This window comes from Candidatus Darwinibacter acetoxidans (assembly GCF_041936445.1).
Taxonomy (GTDB): domain Bacteria; phylum Bacillota; class Limnochordia; order Darwinibacteriales; family Darwinibacteriaceae; genus DTU010.
The window spans coordinates 1-18,292 of record NZ_JBHGXH010000246.1 but is presented as its reverse complement, the minus strand read 5'-3'; the positions used below and the strand labels follow the sequence as shown (position 1 = coordinate 18,292).

At 57.5% G+C, this 18,292-nt stretch carries 17 protein-coding genes; 13 read left to right on the top strand and 4 right to left on the bottom strand.

Going from position 1 to position 18,292, the window contains the following annotated elements:
- Nucleotides 1-90: 90 nt before the first annotated feature.
- Nucleotides 91-1,143 (top strand): cell division protein FtsZ, encoded by a 1,053-nt coding sequence (gene ftsZ / locus ACE4YL_RS09410; protein WP_461359003.1) that lies wholly within the window; start codon nt 91-93, stop codon nt 1,141-1,143.
- Nucleotides 1,144-1,172: 29 nt separating this feature from the next.
- Here the strand turns inward: ftsZ and sigE are convergent, their stop codons facing one another.
- Nucleotides 1,173-1,898 carry an RNA polymerase sporulation sigma factor SigE gene (sigE, locus tag ACE4YL_RS09405; RefSeq protein ID WP_461359002.1) on the bottom strand — a complete coding sequence of 242 codons (726 nt, stop codon included), beginning with the start codon at nt 1,896-1,898 and terminating at the stop codon, nt 1,173-1,175.
- Nucleotides 1,867-2,826 (bottom strand): sigma-E processing peptidase SpoIIGA, encoded by a 960-nt coding sequence (locus tag ACE4YL_RS09400; protein WP_461360232.1) that lies wholly within the window; start codon nt 2,824-2,826, stop codon nt 1,867-1,869. The genes sigE and ACE4YL_RS09400 overlap by 32 nt, the downstream gene beginning before the upstream one ends.
- Nucleotides 2,827-3,030: 204 nt before the next feature.
- On the opposite strand from ACE4YL_RS09400, the gene sigG reads away from it, so the two are divergent.
- The 9 genes from sigG (at nt 3,031) to murC (ending at nt 11,131) form a co-directional block, all read left to right on the top strand.
- A complete protein-coding gene (gene sigG, locus ACE4YL_RS09395) occupies nt 3,031-3,807 on the top strand; it encodes an RNA polymerase sporulation sigma factor SigG (protein WP_461357720.1) in 777 nt (258 codons plus the stop codon).
- A 16-nt stretch (nt 3,808-3,823) separates the two neighbouring features.
- Nucleotides 3,824-4,495 (top strand): stage II sporulation protein R, encoded by a 672-nt coding sequence (spoIIR, locus tag ACE4YL_RS09390; RefSeq protein WP_461357719.1) that lies wholly within the window; start codon nt 3,824-3,826, stop codon nt 4,493-4,495.
- A gap of 99 nt (nt 4,496-4,594) precedes the next feature.
- On the top strand, nt 4,595-4,849 hold the full coding sequence (locus ACE4YL_RS09385; RefSeq protein ID WP_461357718.1) for a PRC-barrel domain-containing protein: 255 nt from the start codon (nt 4,595-4,597) through the stop codon (nt 4,847-4,849).
- Nucleotides 4,850-4,905: 56 nt separating this feature from the next.
- Nucleotides 4,906-5,361 carry a transcriptional regulator NrdR gene (gene nrdR, locus ACE4YL_RS09380; RefSeq protein WP_461367040.1) on the top strand — a complete coding sequence of 152 codons (456 nt, stop codon included), beginning with the start codon at nt 4,906-4,908 and terminating at the stop codon, nt 5,359-5,361.
- 61 nt (nt 5,362-5,422) lie between these two features.
- Nucleotides 5,423-7,621 carry an FtsK/SpoIIIE family DNA translocase gene (locus tag ACE4YL_RS09375; RefSeq protein WP_461357716.1) on the top strand — a complete coding sequence of 733 codons (2,199 nt, stop codon included), beginning with the start codon at nt 5,423-5,425 and terminating at the stop codon, nt 7,619-7,621.
- An 8-nt stretch (nt 7,622-7,629) separates the two neighbouring features.
- Nucleotides 7,630-8,013: a helix-turn-helix domain-containing protein gene (locus ACE4YL_RS09370; RefSeq protein ID WP_461357715.1), complete on the top strand. Its 384-nt coding sequence runs from the start codon at nt 7,630-7,632 to the stop codon at nt 8,011-8,013.
- 1 nt (nt 8,014) lies between these two features.
- Nucleotides 8,015-8,914 (top strand): Hsp33 family molecular chaperone HslO, encoded by a 900-nt coding sequence (hslO, locus tag ACE4YL_RS09365; protein WP_461357714.1) that lies wholly within the window; start codon nt 8,015-8,017, stop codon nt 8,912-8,914.
- Between the two features lie 45 nt (nt 8,915-8,959).
- A complete protein-coding gene (gene spoIIP / locus ACE4YL_RS09360; protein WP_461357713.1) occupies nt 8,960-9,739 on the top strand; it encodes a stage II sporulation protein P in 780 nt (259 codons plus the stop codon).
- A gap of 30 nt (nt 9,740-9,769) precedes the next feature.
- Nucleotides 9,770-11,131 carry a UDP-N-acetylmuramate--L-alanine ligase gene (gene murC / locus ACE4YL_RS09355; protein WP_461369571.1) on the top strand — a complete coding sequence of 454 codons (1,362 nt, stop codon included), beginning with the start codon at nt 9,770-9,772 and terminating at the stop codon, nt 11,129-11,131.
- Here the strand turns inward: murC and ACE4YL_RS09350 are convergent.
- Nucleotides 11,114-11,914, bottom strand: a complete 801-nt coding sequence (locus ACE4YL_RS09350) for a YqhG family protein (protein WP_461369570.1) — start codon at nt 11,912-11,914, stop codon at nt 11,114-11,116. The genes murC and ACE4YL_RS09350 overlap by 18 nt on opposite strands.
- A gap of 71 nt (nt 11,915-11,985) precedes the next feature.
- Nucleotides 11,986-13,764, bottom strand: a complete 1,779-nt coding sequence (locus ACE4YL_RS09345) for a DEAD/DEAH box helicase (RefSeq protein WP_461367038.1) — start codon at nt 13,762-13,764, stop codon at nt 11,986-11,988.
- Between the two features lie 202 nt (nt 13,765-13,966).
- Between ACE4YL_RS09345 and ACE4YL_RS09340 the strand changes: the two genes are divergently transcribed.
- The 3 genes from ACE4YL_RS09340 to ACE4YL_RS09330 all read left to right on the top strand — a co-directional run bounded on the left by ACE4YL_RS09340 (nt 13,967) and on the right by ACE4YL_RS09330 (nt 18,099).
- Entirely contained in the window at nt 13,967-14,935 is a 969-nt protein-coding gene (locus ACE4YL_RS09340) for an ABC transporter permease (protein ID WP_461360231.1), read from the top strand.
- A gap of 12 nt (nt 14,936-14,947) precedes the next feature.
- Nucleotides 14,948-16,066: an ABC transporter permease gene (locus tag ACE4YL_RS09335; RefSeq protein ID WP_461357708.1), complete on the top strand. Its 1,119-nt coding sequence runs from the start codon at nt 14,948-14,950 to the stop codon at nt 16,064-16,066.
- 302 nt (nt 16,067-16,368) lie between these two features.
- Nucleotides 16,369-18,099, top strand: a complete 1,731-nt coding sequence (locus ACE4YL_RS09330) for an ABC transporter substrate-binding protein (protein WP_461357707.1) — start codon at nt 16,369-16,371, stop codon at nt 18,097-18,099.
- Nucleotides 18,100-18,292: the final 193 nt, after the last annotated feature.

The window sequence follows — 18,292 nt, the reverse complement described above, 5'->3', positions numbered from 1 at the left end:
AGTTTTTTCCAAGGTGATAAAGGGAAAAGCGCCCTCCATGTGGAAACTACCTTATGAAGTTGGAATTTGACGGTGAAGAAGGGGGATCCCATGTTTGAGTTTGATCTCGATAACGTTCAGTTTGCGGACATAAAGGTTATCGGCTGCGGTGGTGGAGGCAGCAACGCCGTGAACCGCATGATTGCCGCGGACCTGAAAGGAATTCATTTTATCGCCCTGAACACCGATGCCCAGGCACTGCAGATGTCGGAGGCTCACCAGAAGATCCAGATCGGTGAGAAGCTCACAAAAGGCTTGGGAGCAGGCTCTGATCCCACCATCGGTCAACGCTCGGCAGAGGAGTCCCGGGAAGAGATTGCCAAGGCCCTGCAAGGCTCGGACATGGTTTTTATCACCGCGGGCATGGGCGGCGGCACCGGTACAGGAGCTGCGCCCATTGTGGCGGAAATCGCCAAAGACCTCAATGCCCTGACGGTGGGGGTAGTGACCAAGCCCTTTTCCTTTGAGGGGCGCCGCCGCAAAGAGCAAGCGGAAAAAGGCATTGAGCAGCTGCGGGGCAAGGTGGACACCTTGATCGTGATTCCCAACGACCGCCTGCTGCAGGTGGTGGATAAGAAAACCTCCATGTTGGAGGCTTTTCGGGTGGCCGATGAGGTCCTGCTCCAGGGTGTGCAGGGGATTTCCGACCTGATCACTGTACCCGGCTTGATCAACTTGGACTTCGCCGACGTGCGGGCGATTATGACCGATGCCGGTTCCGCCCTCATGGGCATCGGCCGGGCCTCAGGCGAAGATCGGGCCATTAAGGCTGCTCAGCAGGCCATTTCCAGTCCCCTCCTGGAGGCTTCCATTGACGGCGCCAAGGGAATCCTGCTCAGCATTGCCGGCAGTTCCGATCTGGGCCTCTTTGAGGTCAACGAGGCGGCGGAAGCTGTGGCGCAGGCGGCAGCCCCCGATGCCAACATCATCTTTGGTGCGGTCATCGATGAAAGTCTGGGCGATACCATCCGGGTAACCGTGATCGCCACCGGCTTTGATGCCCCCAGCGCCAGGGATAATCTGCGCATCACCAAGGAATTGGATGTGCGGCCCTTTACCGATGCGCCCATCGATATTCCCGCCTTCTTGCGGAGGGGTAAGTAAAGGCCTCAGCGTGAAAGCTGAGGCACTGGTTATTCCATCTTCTTCATCTCACGTTTCAGCTTTTTGAGGATCTTCTTCTCCAGGCGCGAAATGTAGCTTTGGGAGATGCCCAGAAGATCCGCCACTTCCCTCTGGGTGCGCTCTTTCTCACAGTTCAGCCCGAATCTGAGTTCCATGATCTTTTTTTCCCGCCCTGTGAGCTGCTGCAAAGCGGCAGCGAGCAGGGCTTTGTCTACTTCTTTTTCAATGTGGCGCAAGACGTCGCTTTCACTGCCCACCACATCCGCTAGGACCAGCTCGTTGCCATCCCAATCCACGTTGAGGGGTTCATCAAAGGATACTTCCGCCTTTAACTTGCTGGTGCGCCGTAGGTACATCAGAATCTCGTTTTCGATGCAGCGGGAAGCGTAGGTGGCCAACTTGATGTTCTTGCTGGGGTCGAAGGTGTTCACTGCCTTGATCAAGCCTATGGTGCCGATGGACACCAGGTCTTCAATGTGGATACCGGTGTTCTCGAACTTGCGGGCGATGTACACCACCAAGCGCAGGTTGCGCTCAATGAGGGGTGTCCTCACCAACAGATCGCCGGCCTGCAGGCGCATGAGCAGTTCCTGTTCTTCCTCACTGGTCAGGGGTGGAGGCAGGACTTCATTGCTGCCAACGTAATGAACCTTCGGGCTTAGCCCAAGCCGGTGCAGAACCAGGATGAAGCGCAGGCGGGCCTTAAGAGGGAATGTCTGAAGAAGTGGTAGCATAAGCCTCGCCTCCTTCCACCTGCAGGGAGTCTTCCAGGAGGTGCGGGGGGACCAGCGCGCTGTACTCGCCGTGGGGGTCGAGATTATACGGGTGGAGGGCAACTGTGGGCTGGAAATCCCCCAAGAGGCTGCGGGCCCCGATCTTCACTTCATCGGGCCGGAAGCCCAGCATCATGCCGTTAGTCCGGCCGATGGAGTTAAAGGGAATGAGCCTCAGGCGGGTACGCCAGGTCTGCAGCTCGGTCAGCTGCTCCAAAGCGGCAGGATCGCCCGCTTCTAAGGAGAGGGTAATGGCGAACACATCGGGGGGCAGCATGTTCTTCAGCGCTTGAGCATCCACGATAATTACCGACTGCCGGTTGAGCGGGTCTTTGAGATGGTTGCCCGTATCAACCAGGGCAGTCATTTTGATTTTCTGCCCGTCACAGGAGATCTCCACTGGGACTCGGTACACAGCCCGCACCACCCGTTCGTGGACGATCCCCCAGCCCAGTTCGGCGATGAGCAGGATGGCCAGGATGGAAACCAAGGTGCCCAGGGTGAAGGCTGGAGCATCGCCGGTTCCAAAGAGATAGGCACTGGCCAGCCCCATGCCGGCAGCTACAAAGCCGATGGTGTAGAAATAGCCCGCGGCCGTGAGCAGCTTTCTCCAGGAAATGGGATAGAAGGCGGCAAAGAGCATGGCTGCGGATACCAAAACCACAACGGGGAAGAATCTCCATAAGCCGTAGAGGGGAATCAGGCCGACGCTGGCTGCCAGGTAGAGTAGGTAGTGTACCGTTCCGATGAGGGAACCCAAAACCAGGCGGAAGGCGGTGGTCTGTGTATGTGTGATGGTTGCTGTGGCCCACAAGAGGAGGTATTCAAAAACGAAATTGCAGCTCAGCCGCAAGAGCCAAACATCAACGTACAACGTGTACTCAAGCATAGAATGCTCCCCCTTAAAAAGGGTGTTTGCCAGAATATTAGCGCTAAAAGCATAAAAGTCCTTCCTTAAACGTACAACTGGGCGGGAATTATCTTCCACCCCAACCACGCCTTCCATATAGAGGTTGCCCAGCAAAAAGGAATAGATCTGCCCAGAGGTGGCAATACTGAACTTTGTAATCGGCATGTGCAGGAGGGAGAGGACATGAACAAGGTGGAGATCTGCGGTGTGAACACCGCTAAGCTGCCAGTCTTGCCCAATGCCAAGATGCGGGAACTCCTGGCCAAAATCAAGGAAGGGGATCAAAAGGCCAGGGAAGAGATGGTTCAGGGCAACCTCCGCTTGGTGCTGAGCGTGATCCAAAGGTTCAACAACCGGGGCGAATATGTGGATGATCTGTTCCAGGTGGGCTGCATCGGCCTCATGAAGGCCATTGACAACTTCGACCTCAACCAAAACGTTAAGTTCTCCACCTACGCAGTGCCCATGATCATAGGCGAAATCCGGCGTTATCTGAGGGATAACAATCCCATCAGGGTGAGCCGTTCCCTTAGGGATATCGCCTACAAAGCCCTGCAGACCAGGGATGCTTTAGCCAACCGCTATTCGCAGGAGCCTTCCATTGGGCAGATCGCCGAAGAACTGCAGATTCCCAGGGAGGAAATCGTCTTTGCCCTGGATGCCATTCAAGAGCCCATCTCCCTTTTTGAGCCCATCTATAACGATGGAGGCGACCCCATCTTTGTGCTGGACCAGATCAGCGACGAAAAGAACACCGAGCGGCGCCTCATCGAAGGGGTGAGCATCAAGGAGGGCATGGAAAACTTAGGCGAGCGGGAACGCTTGATTCTCACCATGCGCTTTTACGAAGGCCGGACCCAGATGGAAGTAGCTGAAGAAATCGGGATTTCCCAGGCGCAGGTTTCCAGGTTGGAAAAGGCCGCCCTGCGGCATCTGCGCAAGTATATGGCTACATCTTAGAGGAGGGAAGCTTCCAATGTCGCAGGAGTGTAAAGCGCGCCTTTTGGTCTGCTGCGCGCTGCTGTGTGTAGGAACCGCTGTCTTCGGTCTGTTCTCTGCCTTACAGCGCGGTCTTCATAGCGATAAAGCCTTTGCTCAGGACTTGATTCGCCTTCATGTCGTGGCCCACAGCAATCTGCCCCAGGATCAAGAGCTGAAACTGAAGGTGCGGGATGCTGTGTTATTGGAAACCAAGCGTATTCTAGGTGAGGTTGCAGAACGGGACCAAGCTTACACATTGCTGGTACATAATCTCCAAACGCTGGAGCGCTCTGCCCAGGAGGCGGTTTGGGCCAGCGGGTACGACTATCCAGTCGCGATTAAGCTGGGCAGTTATCTCTTCCCGGAGCGGGATTACGGAGAACTGCTGCTGCCCCAGGGCAGGTATGATGCCCTGCGGGTGGAAATCGGAGCAGCCCAGGGCGACAACTGGTGGTGCATCCTCTTCCCCCCGCTCTGCCTGGCGGAACTGGAGGGGACCAGCCCCAACTTGGTGAAGGTGGACCACAAGGAAGGCCCTGGGGAGGGAGGACGCAGCTTCGTGCTCCGCTCCAGGTTGTGGGACCAGGTGGTGCAGACCCGCTATGCCCGCTTGTTCCAGAGCTGGTGGCAGGCATCGGCGGCAGGTCTTTCCGCCCTGGCCCGCTAAGCCGATTGGGAAAGCTCAACGTACAGTCAGAAACGGCCCCGCTGCCGTTTCTTTTTTGCCCTCCAGGCATATACTTAGGTAGCAAAAGGGGGGCGGATCATGAAGGTGATCACCACTTCCGACCTGCGCAGGCTGGACGTGATCAACGTGGACGAAGGCCGCTATCTAGGGAACGTCTGCGATGTGGACCTGGACCCGGAGACGGGGCGCATCAAGGCGCTAATTGTGGATGAGGCCAGGCCCTTTGGCTTTTTCTTTTTGGCCCGGCGCACGGATCAGGAGATCCCCTGGCGAGATATCGTCCTGGTGGGCGTGGATGTGGTGTTGGTGAAAAACAGAACATGGAAAAGGTGAGCCATTTACTGTATAATAAAGTAAACATTGGTCGCACAATACTGGAGGGGACGTAGATGCGCTGCCCGTTTTGCCTGCACCCGGATAGCAAGGTTTTGGACTCGCGGCAGACAGAAGAGGGAGGTTCCATCCGGCGCCGCAGGGAATGCACCGCCTGTCACAGGCGTTTTACTACATACGAACGCGTCGATGAAATGCCCTTTCTCGTGGTAAAAAAGGATGGCCGGCGGGAGCCCTTCGCCCGCGCCAAGATTCTCAACGGCATACTCCGTGCCTGCGAGAAACGGCCCATCTCCTCGGAGACCATCGAGAAGGCAGTGGATGAGGTGGAAAGGGAGGTGCGGTCCAGGTTGGACCGGGAGGTCACTTCCACCTATATTGGCGAATTGGTCATGGACAAGCTGCGGGAGATCGATGATGTTGCCTATGTGCGTTTTGCCTCCGTGTACCGCCAGTTCAAGGATGTGGACAGCTTCATCGCGGAAGTGCAGCAGCTGCGGAAAGAGAGATAATTAGCTGGGCAAGTAGGGTTTAACGCCCCCGCGTAGAACTTGGAAGGGAAGGGGTGAAGACGTGAGGGGAAAATCTGGAACCCGGAAGGATAGCGGCATCAAAGCCAGGGAAGTGGGGGGCATTCTGCTTTTGGCCTTCTCCGCCTTCTGTCTGCTCTCTTTGTACGTGGACACAACCGGCCGGGTTGGCATTCCCCTGCGGTCCGTTCTGCGCATGTGCTTCGGCGATCTGGCCGTTTTGTTTGTGCTGCTCTTTGCCGCGGCGGCTGTGCAGCTCTTCCTCGGTAGCAAGAGGGCCCTTTCCTGGCAGTCCCAGGCGGGCCTTTTGCTCCTCGTTGGCGCGGTGACCTTAGTGTTCCACATGCTTTACTACCGGGGCTATCAATTTCCCCCCAGCCTGCGGGAGGAGATCGGCTACGGACTGAAGGGGGAGGGGGCCGGGGTGCTGGGCGCCGTGCTTTTAACTCTAAGCTACAACGCCTTTGGCATTCACGGATCTTACATAGTGGTCGGTACCGCGGCCTTGCTGGGCATTATGTTTTTCTTTGAGATCTCGCTGATCGATCTCTTACGCCGCCTCCTAAGCTACCTGCAAAGGGCTGTGCGCAGCTGGTGGCGCGGCCAGAGCGGCAGCGAGCGCGCCAAGAAGGAGAGGCGGCCAGCCAAACGCACCAGGCGTAAAAAGGCCCAGCCGCCCGAGGCCGTTTCTCAGGAGCCGGCAGTTGTGGAAACGGAGATCGAGCCTGCCCCGCCGGTGGCGAAGCCCAAGAAACGGGAAACTGCCAGGAAAGAGCCGGAGGAAGCCCCTGTGGAACAGCTGGTACTCAACCTGCCCTCCCGGGAGGGGCAGGGTGCCTATCTTTTGCCTCCCACCAGCCTTCTGCGGAAAAGCGGCGGCAGATCCCGCCGGGGCGCGGAGCTGCAGCAGGATCTATTGGAGGAAACCTTGGCCAATTTCGGGATTGAGGCTAAGGTGGTGAATGTATCCCAGGGGCCGGTGATTACCCGCTACGAGCTGCAGCCGGCACCGGGGATTAAGGTTTCCAGGATCACCTCCCTCGCGGATGATCTGGCGCTGGCTTTAGCTGCGGAGGATGTGCGCATCGAAGCCCCTGTCCCGGGCAAACCTGTGGTGGGTATTGAGGTGCCCAACAAGGAAAGGGAGTTGGTGCTGCTCCGGGACGTTCTAGAGAGCCGCGAGTTTGCTGAGCATCCCTCGCCGGTGGCGCTGGCCTTGGGCAAAGACATCGCCGGCCAGCCGGTGATCGCCGATTTGAAGAAGTGGCTGCACGTGCTCATTGCGGGGGCCACCGGGTCGGGGAAGAGTGTCTGCCTAAACTGCGTCATCACCTCCCTCTTGTTCCGCACCACGCCGGATACGGTTAAACTGCTGATGATCGATCCCAAGAGGGTGGAGCTTTCCGCCTACGACGGCATTCCCCACCTGATCTCGCCGGTGGTAACCGATCCGAAGAAGGCCGCCATCGCCCTGCGCTGGGCGGTGGGGGAGATGGAGCGCCGCTACGAGCTCTTCGCCGAGGTGGGGGTGCGGAATATTGAGATGTATCACGAATGGTATAAAGAAGGGTCCCCGGAAGAGGAGCGGGAGCATCTGCCCTATGTGGTGGTGATCGTGGATGAGCTGGCGGATCTGATGATGGTGGCCGCGGCGGAGGTGGAGGATGCCATCTGCCGCCTGGCGCAGATGGCCAGGGCTGCAGGGATGTACCTGATCATCGCCACCCAAAGGCCGTCGGTGGACGTGATCACAGGTCTGATCAAGGCCAACGTGCCCTCCCGCATCTCCTTTGCCGTATCCAGCCAGGTAGATTCCCGCACCATCTTGGATATGGGCGGGGCGGAGCGGCTCATTGGTAAGGGGGACATGCTCTACTACCCCATCGGGGCTTCCAAGCCCGTGCGGGCCCAGGGTGCCTGGATTTCCGATAAGGAAGTGGAGGCGGTTGTTAAGTACTGGAAGGAGCAGGGGGAGCCCGACTACCAGGAAGACATTGTGGAACAGGCCCCTGAACTTGGCCTCCGGGAGGACGAGGAGGATGAACTGCTGGAGGACGCCATCCGCCTGGTGGTGGAGAATGGCCAGGCTTCCATCTCCATGCTCCAGCGCCGCTTCCGCATTGGCTACAGCCGGGCGGCGCGCCTGATCGATATTATGGAGGTGCGGGGGATTGTCGGCGGTTACCAGGGCAGCAAGCCACGGGAGGTTTTGGTGGATAAAGCAGTTTTGGAAGAAAGGTGAGGACGATGATGGGAGTGGGGTCACTGCTGGAGAAGGCCCGGGTGGAGCAAGGCCTGACCATTGAGGAGCTGGCCGAACGCACCAAAATTCGGCCCCAGTTTTTGCAGGCCATTGAGGAGGAACAGTATCACTTACTGCCGGACCAAGCCTATGTACGGCCGTTTATCCGCACCTATGCCAGGGCCTTGGGGGTGGAAGACCAGCTGCAGGTGGAAGTGGAACCCAGGGAATCCACCCTGCGGGTAGACGATCTCAGCGCCAGTATCCGCGAGCGGAGGGAGCGGGCCCGCCGGGCGCGCCGGACCCGTTTTCTGATCCGCTTCGCCGTGCTTATTGTGCTCTTAGCCGGGGCAGCCTATTTAGCGTATTGGATGATGCTTAGGGGGAACTAGGTTGAACAGCAGGGATTATCTAGTCCGGGCCATGCTCGGAGCCAATCAAGCCAGGATTCTGGCTGTGCGCACCACCGGTGTGGTCACTGAAGCACAGAGGGTACACCGCACAACCCCTGTGGCCACCGCGGCCCTGGGGCGTACCCTGACCATGGGACTGGTGCTGGGGGCCATGTTGAAAGCCGATGAGACGCTGACCATTCAGATCAAAGGCGATGGCCCTTTGCAGGGCATTGTGGTCTCCGCCAACTCCCGGGGTCAGGTGAAGGGCTATGTGGGCAATCCCCACGTGGAGCTGCCCTTGAACTCCTCGGGGAAACTGTCGGTTGGTGAGGCGGTGGGGCAGGGGTACCTGCACGTCATCCGCGACATGGGGCTAAAGGAGCCCTACTATGGAACAGTGCCGCTGCAGACCGGTGAGATCGGCGATGATTTCGCCTACTATTTCGCCGTTTCGGAGCAGACGCCCTCCGCGGTGTTGGTGGGTGTTTTGGTGGGCACCGATGGCGTGCCCCTGGGCAGCGGCGGTATTGTGGTGCAGCTCATGCCGGAAGCCGCGGAAGATGAAATCTTCATCACGGAGCTGGAAGAGCGCCTGCAGGTGATGACGGAAGTAAGTTCCCTGTTTGCCAGTGAACGCAGCCCGGAGGCCATTGTGGAGGAGATCTTCGCCGGGCTGGAACTGCGCTTTATTGACCGGCAGGAGGTGCAGTTTTTCTGCGACTGCTCCCGGGAGCGGTTTGAACGGGGGCTGGTCACCTTGGGCGCGGACGAGCTGCGGGAACTTGTGGACAGAGGTGAACCGGTGGAGGTTGTCTGCCACTTCTGCAGCAAACGGTACCGCTTCGCCGTGGAAGAAATAGACAGGCTTTTGCAGGAGCTTGGAAATAGCCGAGCATAAATTCGTTCCCCTTCCGCATATAGTGTTGTGGAAGGGGGAATAGCGATGGCTAGAGTGGGAAAAACTGAAAAGAATGGCCCTGGCCTCTTATTTATTGTTGTAACGCTGATCGTGGTGGCTGTGGTGGGAGCGCGCTTTTTCGGTTTCATGCCTGGGGATAAGGAAGAAGAAGCACCGCGTCCCCCAGTAGTTAAGGTGGAGGATCCAGCGCCACCGCAGGGAGAGGCGGTGGAGGAAGTGCCCAAGGTACTGGTCTTCCACAGCCATGCTTCTGAGAACTACAAGCCTAAAGACAGCCACGAGCGGGGCGGGAAGGGCGATGTGGTCGCGGTGGGCGAAGCCTTTGTGGAGGAGCTGGCTCTTTTGGGCATCAAAGCCATTCACGACCAGACCATTCACGACCAGCCGCGCTACAGCGAAGCTTTCCTTAATTCGGAAAAGAAGGTAAGTGAGCTTTTGGCTGCGAATCCAACTGTGCAGGTGGTTTTAGATCTGCATCGCGACGGCCTCCAAGACAAGCCGGACGATTACACCAAAGCCCGTGCGAATGGTATGGATGTGGCCAAGATCCTCTTCGTGGTAGGTGACAAAGACAACGATCTCTTGGAAGAGAATCTCCGCTTTGCGCAAAAAGTCAGCGATGCACTGGAGCAGCAGTATCCAGGCGTGACCAGAGGGGTGCGGGTGTTCAAGTCCGATTACAGCGGGGAGCTGCATCCCAACAGTATCATGGTCTTGATCGGCGATTGGCGGGGGAATACTCTGGAAGAGGCCGTAGCTTCAGCCCGGCTGTTGGCCAGGGTGTTGGAGCCCTTTGTGGAGTGATTTGGCAAGTAGTCATTGGGAGTGACCTAAATGAACCAGCATATACACCTCATTGGTATCGGTGGGACGGGCATGGGCCCGTTAGCCAAGGTTTTTCTGGAGATGGGGCACAAGGTTAGCGGTTCTGACCTGCAGCCTTCAGAGACCACCGATTATTTGATCAAACTAGGAGCGACAGTATACTTCAACCATTCGGCCGCCAACGTCAACGGGGCTACCAGAGTGATCTACTCCAGTGCCATTCCCGTGCAAAATCCGGAGATTGTTGCGGCACGCCAGAAAGGTATCGATGTTCTGCACCGCTCTGAAGTTCTGGCCCAGCTGTTGAACAACCGGCGGGGGATAGCAGTGAGCGGTGCCCATGGTAAGACCACCGTGACTTCCATGATCGCCCTTTGTTTGGAAATGGCCGGCACAGATCCAACTGTGCTGATTGGCGCGCATTTCGCGCCCTTCGGCCCGGGGGCCAAGTACGGCCGGGGGGAGTTTGTGGTCGCGGAAGCAGATGAAAGCGATGGCTCGTTCCTCCGCTACCGGCCGGAGGTTTCCGTGGTGACTAGCATTGAAGCGGATCATCTGGAAAACTATAACGGCACCTTTGAATCTTTGATTGCCAGCTACCGCCGGTTCCTCAGCAACTGTCAGCCCGGCGGCTTGCGCCTCATCGGCATGGATCACCCGGTGGCCGCCTCCATCAGTCAGGAATACGACGGCGTTACTTACGGTTTTTCGCCCGGGGCTCACTGGCGGGCAGAGGTGCTGCAGTTGGAGCAGGAAAGGTCGGTCTTCAGGGTGTTCCGCCTTGGAGAGTTCTTCGCCGATTTCGTGCTCAATGTCCCTGGCCGGCACAACGTGTCCAACGCCCTGGCCTGCATCGCAGTATGCCACCACATAGGTTTATCCATCCCCCAGATGCAGAGGGCCCTGCGCCGGTTCACCGGGGCCAAGCGGCGTTTTGAGATCCTGGGTACCATCGGTGGTGCCCTGGTGGTGGATGACTACGCCCATCATCCCACGGAAGTTGCTGCTGTGATCAAGGCTGCCAGGGAGGGCTGGCCCACCAGGCGCATCGTGGCAGTTTTCCAGCCGCATCGCTACTCCCGGACGAAACTCCTGTTTGAGGACTTCGCCCAGGCCTTTCGGGAAGCGGATGTGGTCATCATTACGGATATCTACGCTCCGCCGCCTGAAAAACCCATCCCTGGGGTGAGTGCCGCTGCTTTGGCGGACCGCGTTCGGGAAAGCAACGCGCCCAAGAACGTTTACCATATTCCCCAGCAGGAAGATGTGGTGCCTTTCCTGCGGGACTGGCTGACGGCGCAGGATTTGGTTTTGGTGATGGGTGCAGGACCCATTTCACGGGTGGCCCACGATCTAGTCAAGCGCACATAGATTAGCAATGGGGTCGTAGGTAGCGGTTTTGGTTCGTTCGCGGCCTCCGGCGCTTACCACCACCAGGCGGTAGTGGAACAGCGGCGCGTACACCAGCGCGGCCCTCAGGGCATTGATGGCGAGCACAGGCTGCAGTCTCCGCCGCAGCTCCTCCTGCTTGGCGGCAAATTCTGGCGACGAGGTCTTTCCCTGGAAAAATGCCTGGAGCTTTTCTTCTTCCAGGGCCATTTTTTCCCGGGCCTTCTGGGCCCAGGATTGGTCCTCTCCGGCGAATTCCCGGCTGAGGTGCTCCGCCGCCCGCAGGTAGGCCTGTTTTAGACTGCACTTCCGCTTGTTGATCAGCTCTGGTTCCACCCCGCCGGCCTGCAGCAGGTGTGGGGGTAGGGCGAACTTCAATACTTGACCCGAGGAGAGATTCACAATTACCGTGTGGAGGCTCTCTTTTTTTTGCAGCCCCCTGGCCTCCACGGAGATTTCCAGCTGCAGGTACTGGCCGTACCTGGCCGAGCTGGTGAGTAGGTACGCCCGCCCTTCAGTGCCAAAAGCAGCCAAGACCTTTTTGCGGATGCTGGGCTCGTGGAAGAAGTGGTGGGGGATGTGGGCCCGGCTGAGGATGCCCTGCTGGCGGATGAGGCGCAGGATGCTCGCCAGGCGGTAGCTCCCCGGGCTGATGAGCTCAGCGCCATAGGCGGCAGCCAAATCTCGATCCCAGGTGAACTGCAGCAGTCTGGCCTGGGCCCGCCAGCCATCCAGTTCCTTCATGAGGGCCTCATCGGCCTGCACCTGCCAGATCCCTGGGTGGATCTCTACGGGGCTGAGACCCAGGAGTTCAAAAAAATCGAAGACGAGTTGTTTTATAGTAACCCCTCCCAAGAGGATGCCTTAACAGCGGCGCGGCCCTGGAGGATGCGCCGGGCTAGCTGGTCAAGCTGCCTGCGGATCTGCTCAGTTTCTTCGTGTTCCAAAAAGATCTTCATGATTTCGCTCTCAAAGGAGCTCCCCAGATTGAGGTGGAGGAGAATGGCATCCAGCTCGCCGATAATGGACTCGAACATGTTGATCTTCTGATGCAGCAGGTACATGATGTGCTCTTCCACCGTACCTTTGGTGATCAAGTTGTAGATGTGCACATCCCGGGTCTGCCCCAGGCGATGGACCCGGCCGATGCGCTGTTCCAGGCGCATGGGGTTCCAGGGGAGATCGAAGTTGACCACCAGGTTGCAGAACTGGAAGTTCAGCCCTTCACCCCCCGACTCGGTGCTCACCAGAAACTGGGCGTCCTTTTGAAAGAGGTGGCGGACGTACTGCTTTTGGCCCCGGGAGAGGCTGCCGTCAAAGGCCAGGGTGCGGTAGCCGGCCTTTTCCAGTCTGTAACGGATGTACTCCTGAGATGCTTTGTACTCCGTGAAGATGATGGCTTTATCCCGGAACTGGGCCACCAGGCGCTCCAGAGCATCGCATTTGCTGTTTTGCTTCACTTCCGCCAGATCCTTGAGCAGAGCGGCCGCCTCGGCCAGCTCATCTTGGGATAGCCCCACCAGCATTTTCTCCAGCGTGAGGGCGGTGGCCAGAAAAGTTGAGCATACTTCCCGCTGCAAAGTGATCAGGGGCAGCATGTTGCCTAGCCCCGTGCGCCGCCCCCGGGCCTTGATGAACTCCGTGACCCGCTTGTAGATTTCCTGCTCCTTGGGTCCCAAGGTGACGATCAGGGGGTGGACGATGCGCTCGGTGAAGCGGATCTCCCCTTCCTCCCGCCGGTTGCGGATCATCACTTGATCCAGGATTCGCCGCAGTTCTGCGGGGTTTTTCGGTGTCCGCTTGGCGGCCATGAAGCGCTTCTTAAATGTTTGATAGCTGCCCAGCTGGCCGGGCTTGATCAGGCCGATGAGGTTGTACAGCTCCTTAAGGTCGTTTTGCACGGGTGTGGCCGTGAGCATCAAACAGTATTTCTTCTGAATAGAATTGACCAAGCGGTAGCTGGCGGTAGAGCTGTTTTTCAGTTTGTGGGCCTCGTCCACGATGAGTAGATCGTAGACTATCCCCGCGATGATGTAGGCATGGGGTTCCCGTTTGGCTGTATCGATGGAGGCGATCAACACGTTGGCATACTCCCAATCCCACCTGGTGCGCTGAATACCCGCGGCTATCCCGAACTTCTCATAGAGCTCCTGGTACCACTGCCAGATCAAGTTGGCCGGGGTGAGGATGAGTACCTTTTTCACCAGGCCCCGCAGCAGGTATTCCTTGAGGATCAAGCCGGCTTCGACGGTCTTTCCCAAGCCAACTTCGTCGGCTAGGATGGCCTGGCCGTGCATGGAGTGGATCACCCTCTCCGCTGTTTTGATCTGGTGTTCGTAGGGGATAACTCCCGCCTGCTGCCACCGTTCTTTGAGATGCTCCAGGGCCAAAAGGCCCGGGGCCTGGTTTTGCACTGCCGCCAGCTCATCGGCGCGCCTGGCCAGCTGGTACCAGCCCCAGGTGTCGAATTTCCCTGCCCGCAGATGGGCCATGACCTGCCTGAATCCATCGGCCAGGACCTGGACTGTAAACTGACCGTAGGAAAGCTCTTGGAGAATTGCATCGCTCTCTTTTCGTGACCATCCTGGTGACACCTGGCGGAAAAACGTGAGCAAACCTCCACCTCCTCACCTGGATTCTTCCCTGCGGGCCCTGTTCCTATGAGGATAGCGTTGCCCTGGTAATTCTGGGCCATAGCAGGATTTTTCGGCTTAAACGAGAATATTAGTGAACATGCCTGGCGGCAGCTGGGATTCTCGCCCTGGCTGGTGCCCGGCGGGGGGCACGCCCCTGGTTAATGAGGAGGTCGGAGAGGTAATGTATCGATACATTTTACGGAGACTTATCTACGTCATTCCCATGCTCTTGGGCATCTCGTCACTCAGCTTTTTCATTATGCAGATGGCTCCCGGCGATGCCCTGACGACGATGGCCCTGAGCCCAGATGTGACCGATGAGATCATGGAGGCCATGCGGGCCCGTTTTTGGCTGGACCAGCCCCCCTACAAGCAGTTTTTCCGCTGGGTTACCCAGATGTTCAAAGGCGATATGGGGCACTCATTCCTCTGGCATGCCCCGGTCACGTGGGTGATTAAGCAGCGTGTGTTCAACACCCTGCTCCTCACGGTCGTTTCCCTCATCGTGGCCTGGGCGCTCGCTATACCTATTGGCATTCATTCCGCGGTTAATCAGTATTCCTGGAGCGATAAGCTGCTCACCTTTTTCGCCTTTATCGGGGTGTCCATTCCCAACTGGTTCTTAGGGTTGCTGTTGTTATACTTGAACCTCACCAGGGGGTGGGGGCTGCCCATTGGCGGGATGACCAGCATAGACTTCGCGGAGTTCACCTTCTGGGAAAAGGTGGTGGACCTGGCCCGGCACATGGTGCTGCCGGTGATCGTGCTGAGCACGGGTACGCTGGCCAGCCTCATGCGCTACATGCGCTCCAATCTCTTAGATGTGCTGCGGCAGGATTACGTCACCACCGCCCGGGCCAAGGGCTTAGCTGAGCGGGTTGTGATCTACAAGCACGCGGTGCGCAACGCCATCAATCCCCTGATCACCATCTTCGGGTTTCAGCTGGGGGGCATTTTAGGCGGAGCATCGCTCACAGAAATCGTCATGAACTGGCCGGGGATCGGCAGCCTGATGCTCAATGCGGTGCAGGGTCAAGATTACTACCTGGTCATGGGCAACCTGGTCATCGGTGCCATCATGCTGATTTTGGGTAATCTCACCGCGGACGTATTACTGGCCGCCAGCGACCCGCGGATCCGGTATGAGTGAGGGGGATAGGTCATGGAGAAGAACAATCGGAGCAATCATCAAGTGGACTTTCAAGGCAACGGTGGTGCCCTGCGCTCGCCCTGGAAAATGGCCTGGCGCAAACTGCGGCGGCACAGGTTGGCCCTTATGGGTATGTGGGTGCTCATCCTCTTGCATGTTTTCGCCATCTTCGCGGACTTTTTTGCACCCTACAGTGAACTGACGTCGGATCGCCGGCGCACTTACCATCCACCCACCAAGATCCATATTTTCCACGAGGGCAAACTGGTTCGGCCCTTTGTCTATGAGTACAAGCGGGTGGACACCTTAAGGAACATCTATGAAGAGGATACGAGCACCATGTATCCCATTCGCTTCTTCGTGCGCGGTGACAAATACAGCTTCTTGGGCTTTGAAACGGACATCCGCCTCTTTGGGGTAGATGCTCCTGGCAAGATCTATCTCTTCGGCGCGGACCGCTACGGCCGGGATATCTTCTCCCGCCTAGCCTACGGCGGCAGGCGTTCGCTGTTTATTGGCATTATCGGCTTGGTGATCAGTTTGTCCATCGGCTTGATCTACGGAGGCGTCTCCGGCTATTTCGGTGGGTGGGTAGACAACCTCATGATGAGGATCGCCGAGATCATCATCTCCATACCCAGCTTTTACCTGCTCTTGGCCCTCAGTGCGGTCTTGCCCACCAACATACCGCCGGACCAGCGCTTCATGCTCATCGTGGCCATTCTCGGTTTCATCGGCTGGGCAGGCTTGGCCCGGGTGATCAGGGGCATGGTCTTGTCCATCGCCAAAAGTGAGTTTGTGGCCGGGGCGGAAGCCATAGGCGCGTCTCAGCCGCGCATCATTATCCGGCATATTCTGCCCAATACCATGAGCTATGTGATTGTCAACGCCACCCTGTCCATTCCCGGCTTTATCCTGTCGGAATCGGGCTTGAGCTTTATTGGGGTGGGCATTCAGCATCCGGTGGCCAGCTGGGGCAATATGCTTTCCGAAGCGTTGAACCTCTCTTCGCTGACCCGCTATCCGTGGCTGTTGGTGCCAGGGTTCTTCATCTTCATCACCGTCTTGTCCTACAGCTTCTTCGGGGACGGCGTGCGGGATGCCCTGGACCCCAGGAGTCGCACCGTCTAACAGACCCCGTGAAACGTTTGAGGGTGGAATGGAGATTCCACCCTTTTGTCGAACCTTCCCTTGTGTCTGGAATGTAAAGGCCGTTAAGCCGCTGTTCTGGGAATAAAGTCTGTGCGTTCGGCAGGACATAGGGCTTTTCGGTCGTATTATAGTAAGTATCCTAACTCGACCATTTTGGCAAACTGCGCCGAAATTGTACATGAATTTCGTCTGGAAGGAGTAGTGATAGCGCCTGAAGAAGGGAGGTACAGCAAGAACCAATTCTTTTAAAAAATCTTTAAAAGGGGGAATATAATAAGACCATGAAAAGACATATCTTCATCTGGACGCTGCTCTTGACACTGATCATCGGTGCTGGAGTGGCCAGCGCTGTAGAGCTGCTTGATCCGAGAATTATCAACCTGGCTGAAGAATTCGGTATGGAAGTGGGCCGTTACGGCGGTACGATGACTGTCCATGGCGGCGCCAGCGGTCCCAAGACCTTTAACCCGCATCGTGCTGCAGAAACGTCCAGTACCGATGTGACCGACCGCATCTTCGAAGGTCTCGTCACTTTGCACCGTGACACCGGTTTGGTCATGCCCAAGCTGGCCCGGGAGTACGAGATCAGCGAGGACGGCACGGAAGTAACCTTCTACCTGCGCCGCGGTGTGCAGTGGCACGATGGTACAGAGTTCACGGCCGATGACGTCATCTTCACCTTTGACGTGGTCTATGACCCGGCTGTCGGCTCCAACTCCAGAACTGGCTTGCTCATCGACGGCCAGCCCATGAAATATGAGAAGATAGACAAGTACACGGTGAAGTTCACCCTGCCGCGTCCCCATGCTCCCATCATGTTCAGCATCGGGACACCCATCGTTCCTGTGCATCTCCTGGGCGAGGCCCACAAGGAAGGCCGCTACCACGAGATGTGGGGTCTGGAGACTCCCCTGGAGCAGATCATTGGTACCGGTGCCTGGAAGATCGCTTCCTACCGCATCGACCAAGAGCTCATCCTGGTCAGGAACGACAACTACTATGAGTTCGATGAGGAGGGCAACCGCCTACCTTATCTGAACAGGGTCATCTTCCGCTACTATCCCAGCTCGGATACGGCAACTCTGGCCTTCTTCAACGGTGAGTTCGACTACATCGGCATTCCGGCCAACCAGTATCCTGAGTATGTGGATCGTGAGCCCTTCAGCCGCTGGAGCATTATCACGGCTGGTCCCAACCCTGGCACGAGCTTCATCGTCCTGAACCAGAATCCCAACGCTGTGCCTGAACCCAAGCTCTCCTGGTTCACCGATGTGAACTTCCGTCAGGCCCTCTACCATGCGGTGGATAAGGAAACCATCCTGGATATGGCCATGAACGGTATGGGCTACATCCAATGGAGCCCCATCAACATGAGAAATGAGTTCTTCCTGAAGAAGGACATCAAGATCTATCCATACGATCTGCAGTTGGCCCATGAGAAGCTGGAAGCTGCTGGCTACAAACTCGGTGCTGACGGCATCCGCCGCGACCCCAACGGCAACCCCATCGAGTTTGACCTGATCACCAACCCAGGTGTACCCATCCGCCAGATCGTGGGCGAGCTCTTCCAGGAAGACCTCGCAGCCTTGGGCATCAAGGTCAACTTCAACCAGATCGACTTCAACGTGGTCGTGGAGAAGCTGACAGATACCTTTGAGTGGGATGCGATCATCATCGGTCTCACTGGAACCTTCGATCCCAACGGCGGCTCCAACGTCTGGCTCTCCAGCGGTAACCTGCATATGTGGTATCCGTATCAGGAGACCCCGGCCACCGAGTGGGAGGCCCGCATTGATGAGGTCTGGTTGGCGGCCCAAAGAGCCATGGATCCCGAGGTTCGTCGCGAGTACTACTACGAGTTCCAGGACATCGTAGCCGAGTATGTACCGCTACTGTACACCGTAACCTCCGAGAACATGGTGGCTGTACGTGACCATCTGCGCAACGCCTTCCCGGACGGCATCGGCGGTTCCGTAGGCAGCGCTTGGAACTACATCTGGGTCGACAGATAAGTTCCAGCTATCAGCGTACAATACCAGGAAGGCACCCGTTAGGGTGCCTTCATTCGCGGTGCGCCCGGCATGTCTACCGAGCCGATGGGTTGAGAGAAACCCTACCGCCCAACCAGCGGGAAGGTAACCAGCAGGCAAGGGCGCCACTGGCAACAGTGGGGTCTGGAGGAAGCCGAGGGGGTGCCTTGGAACA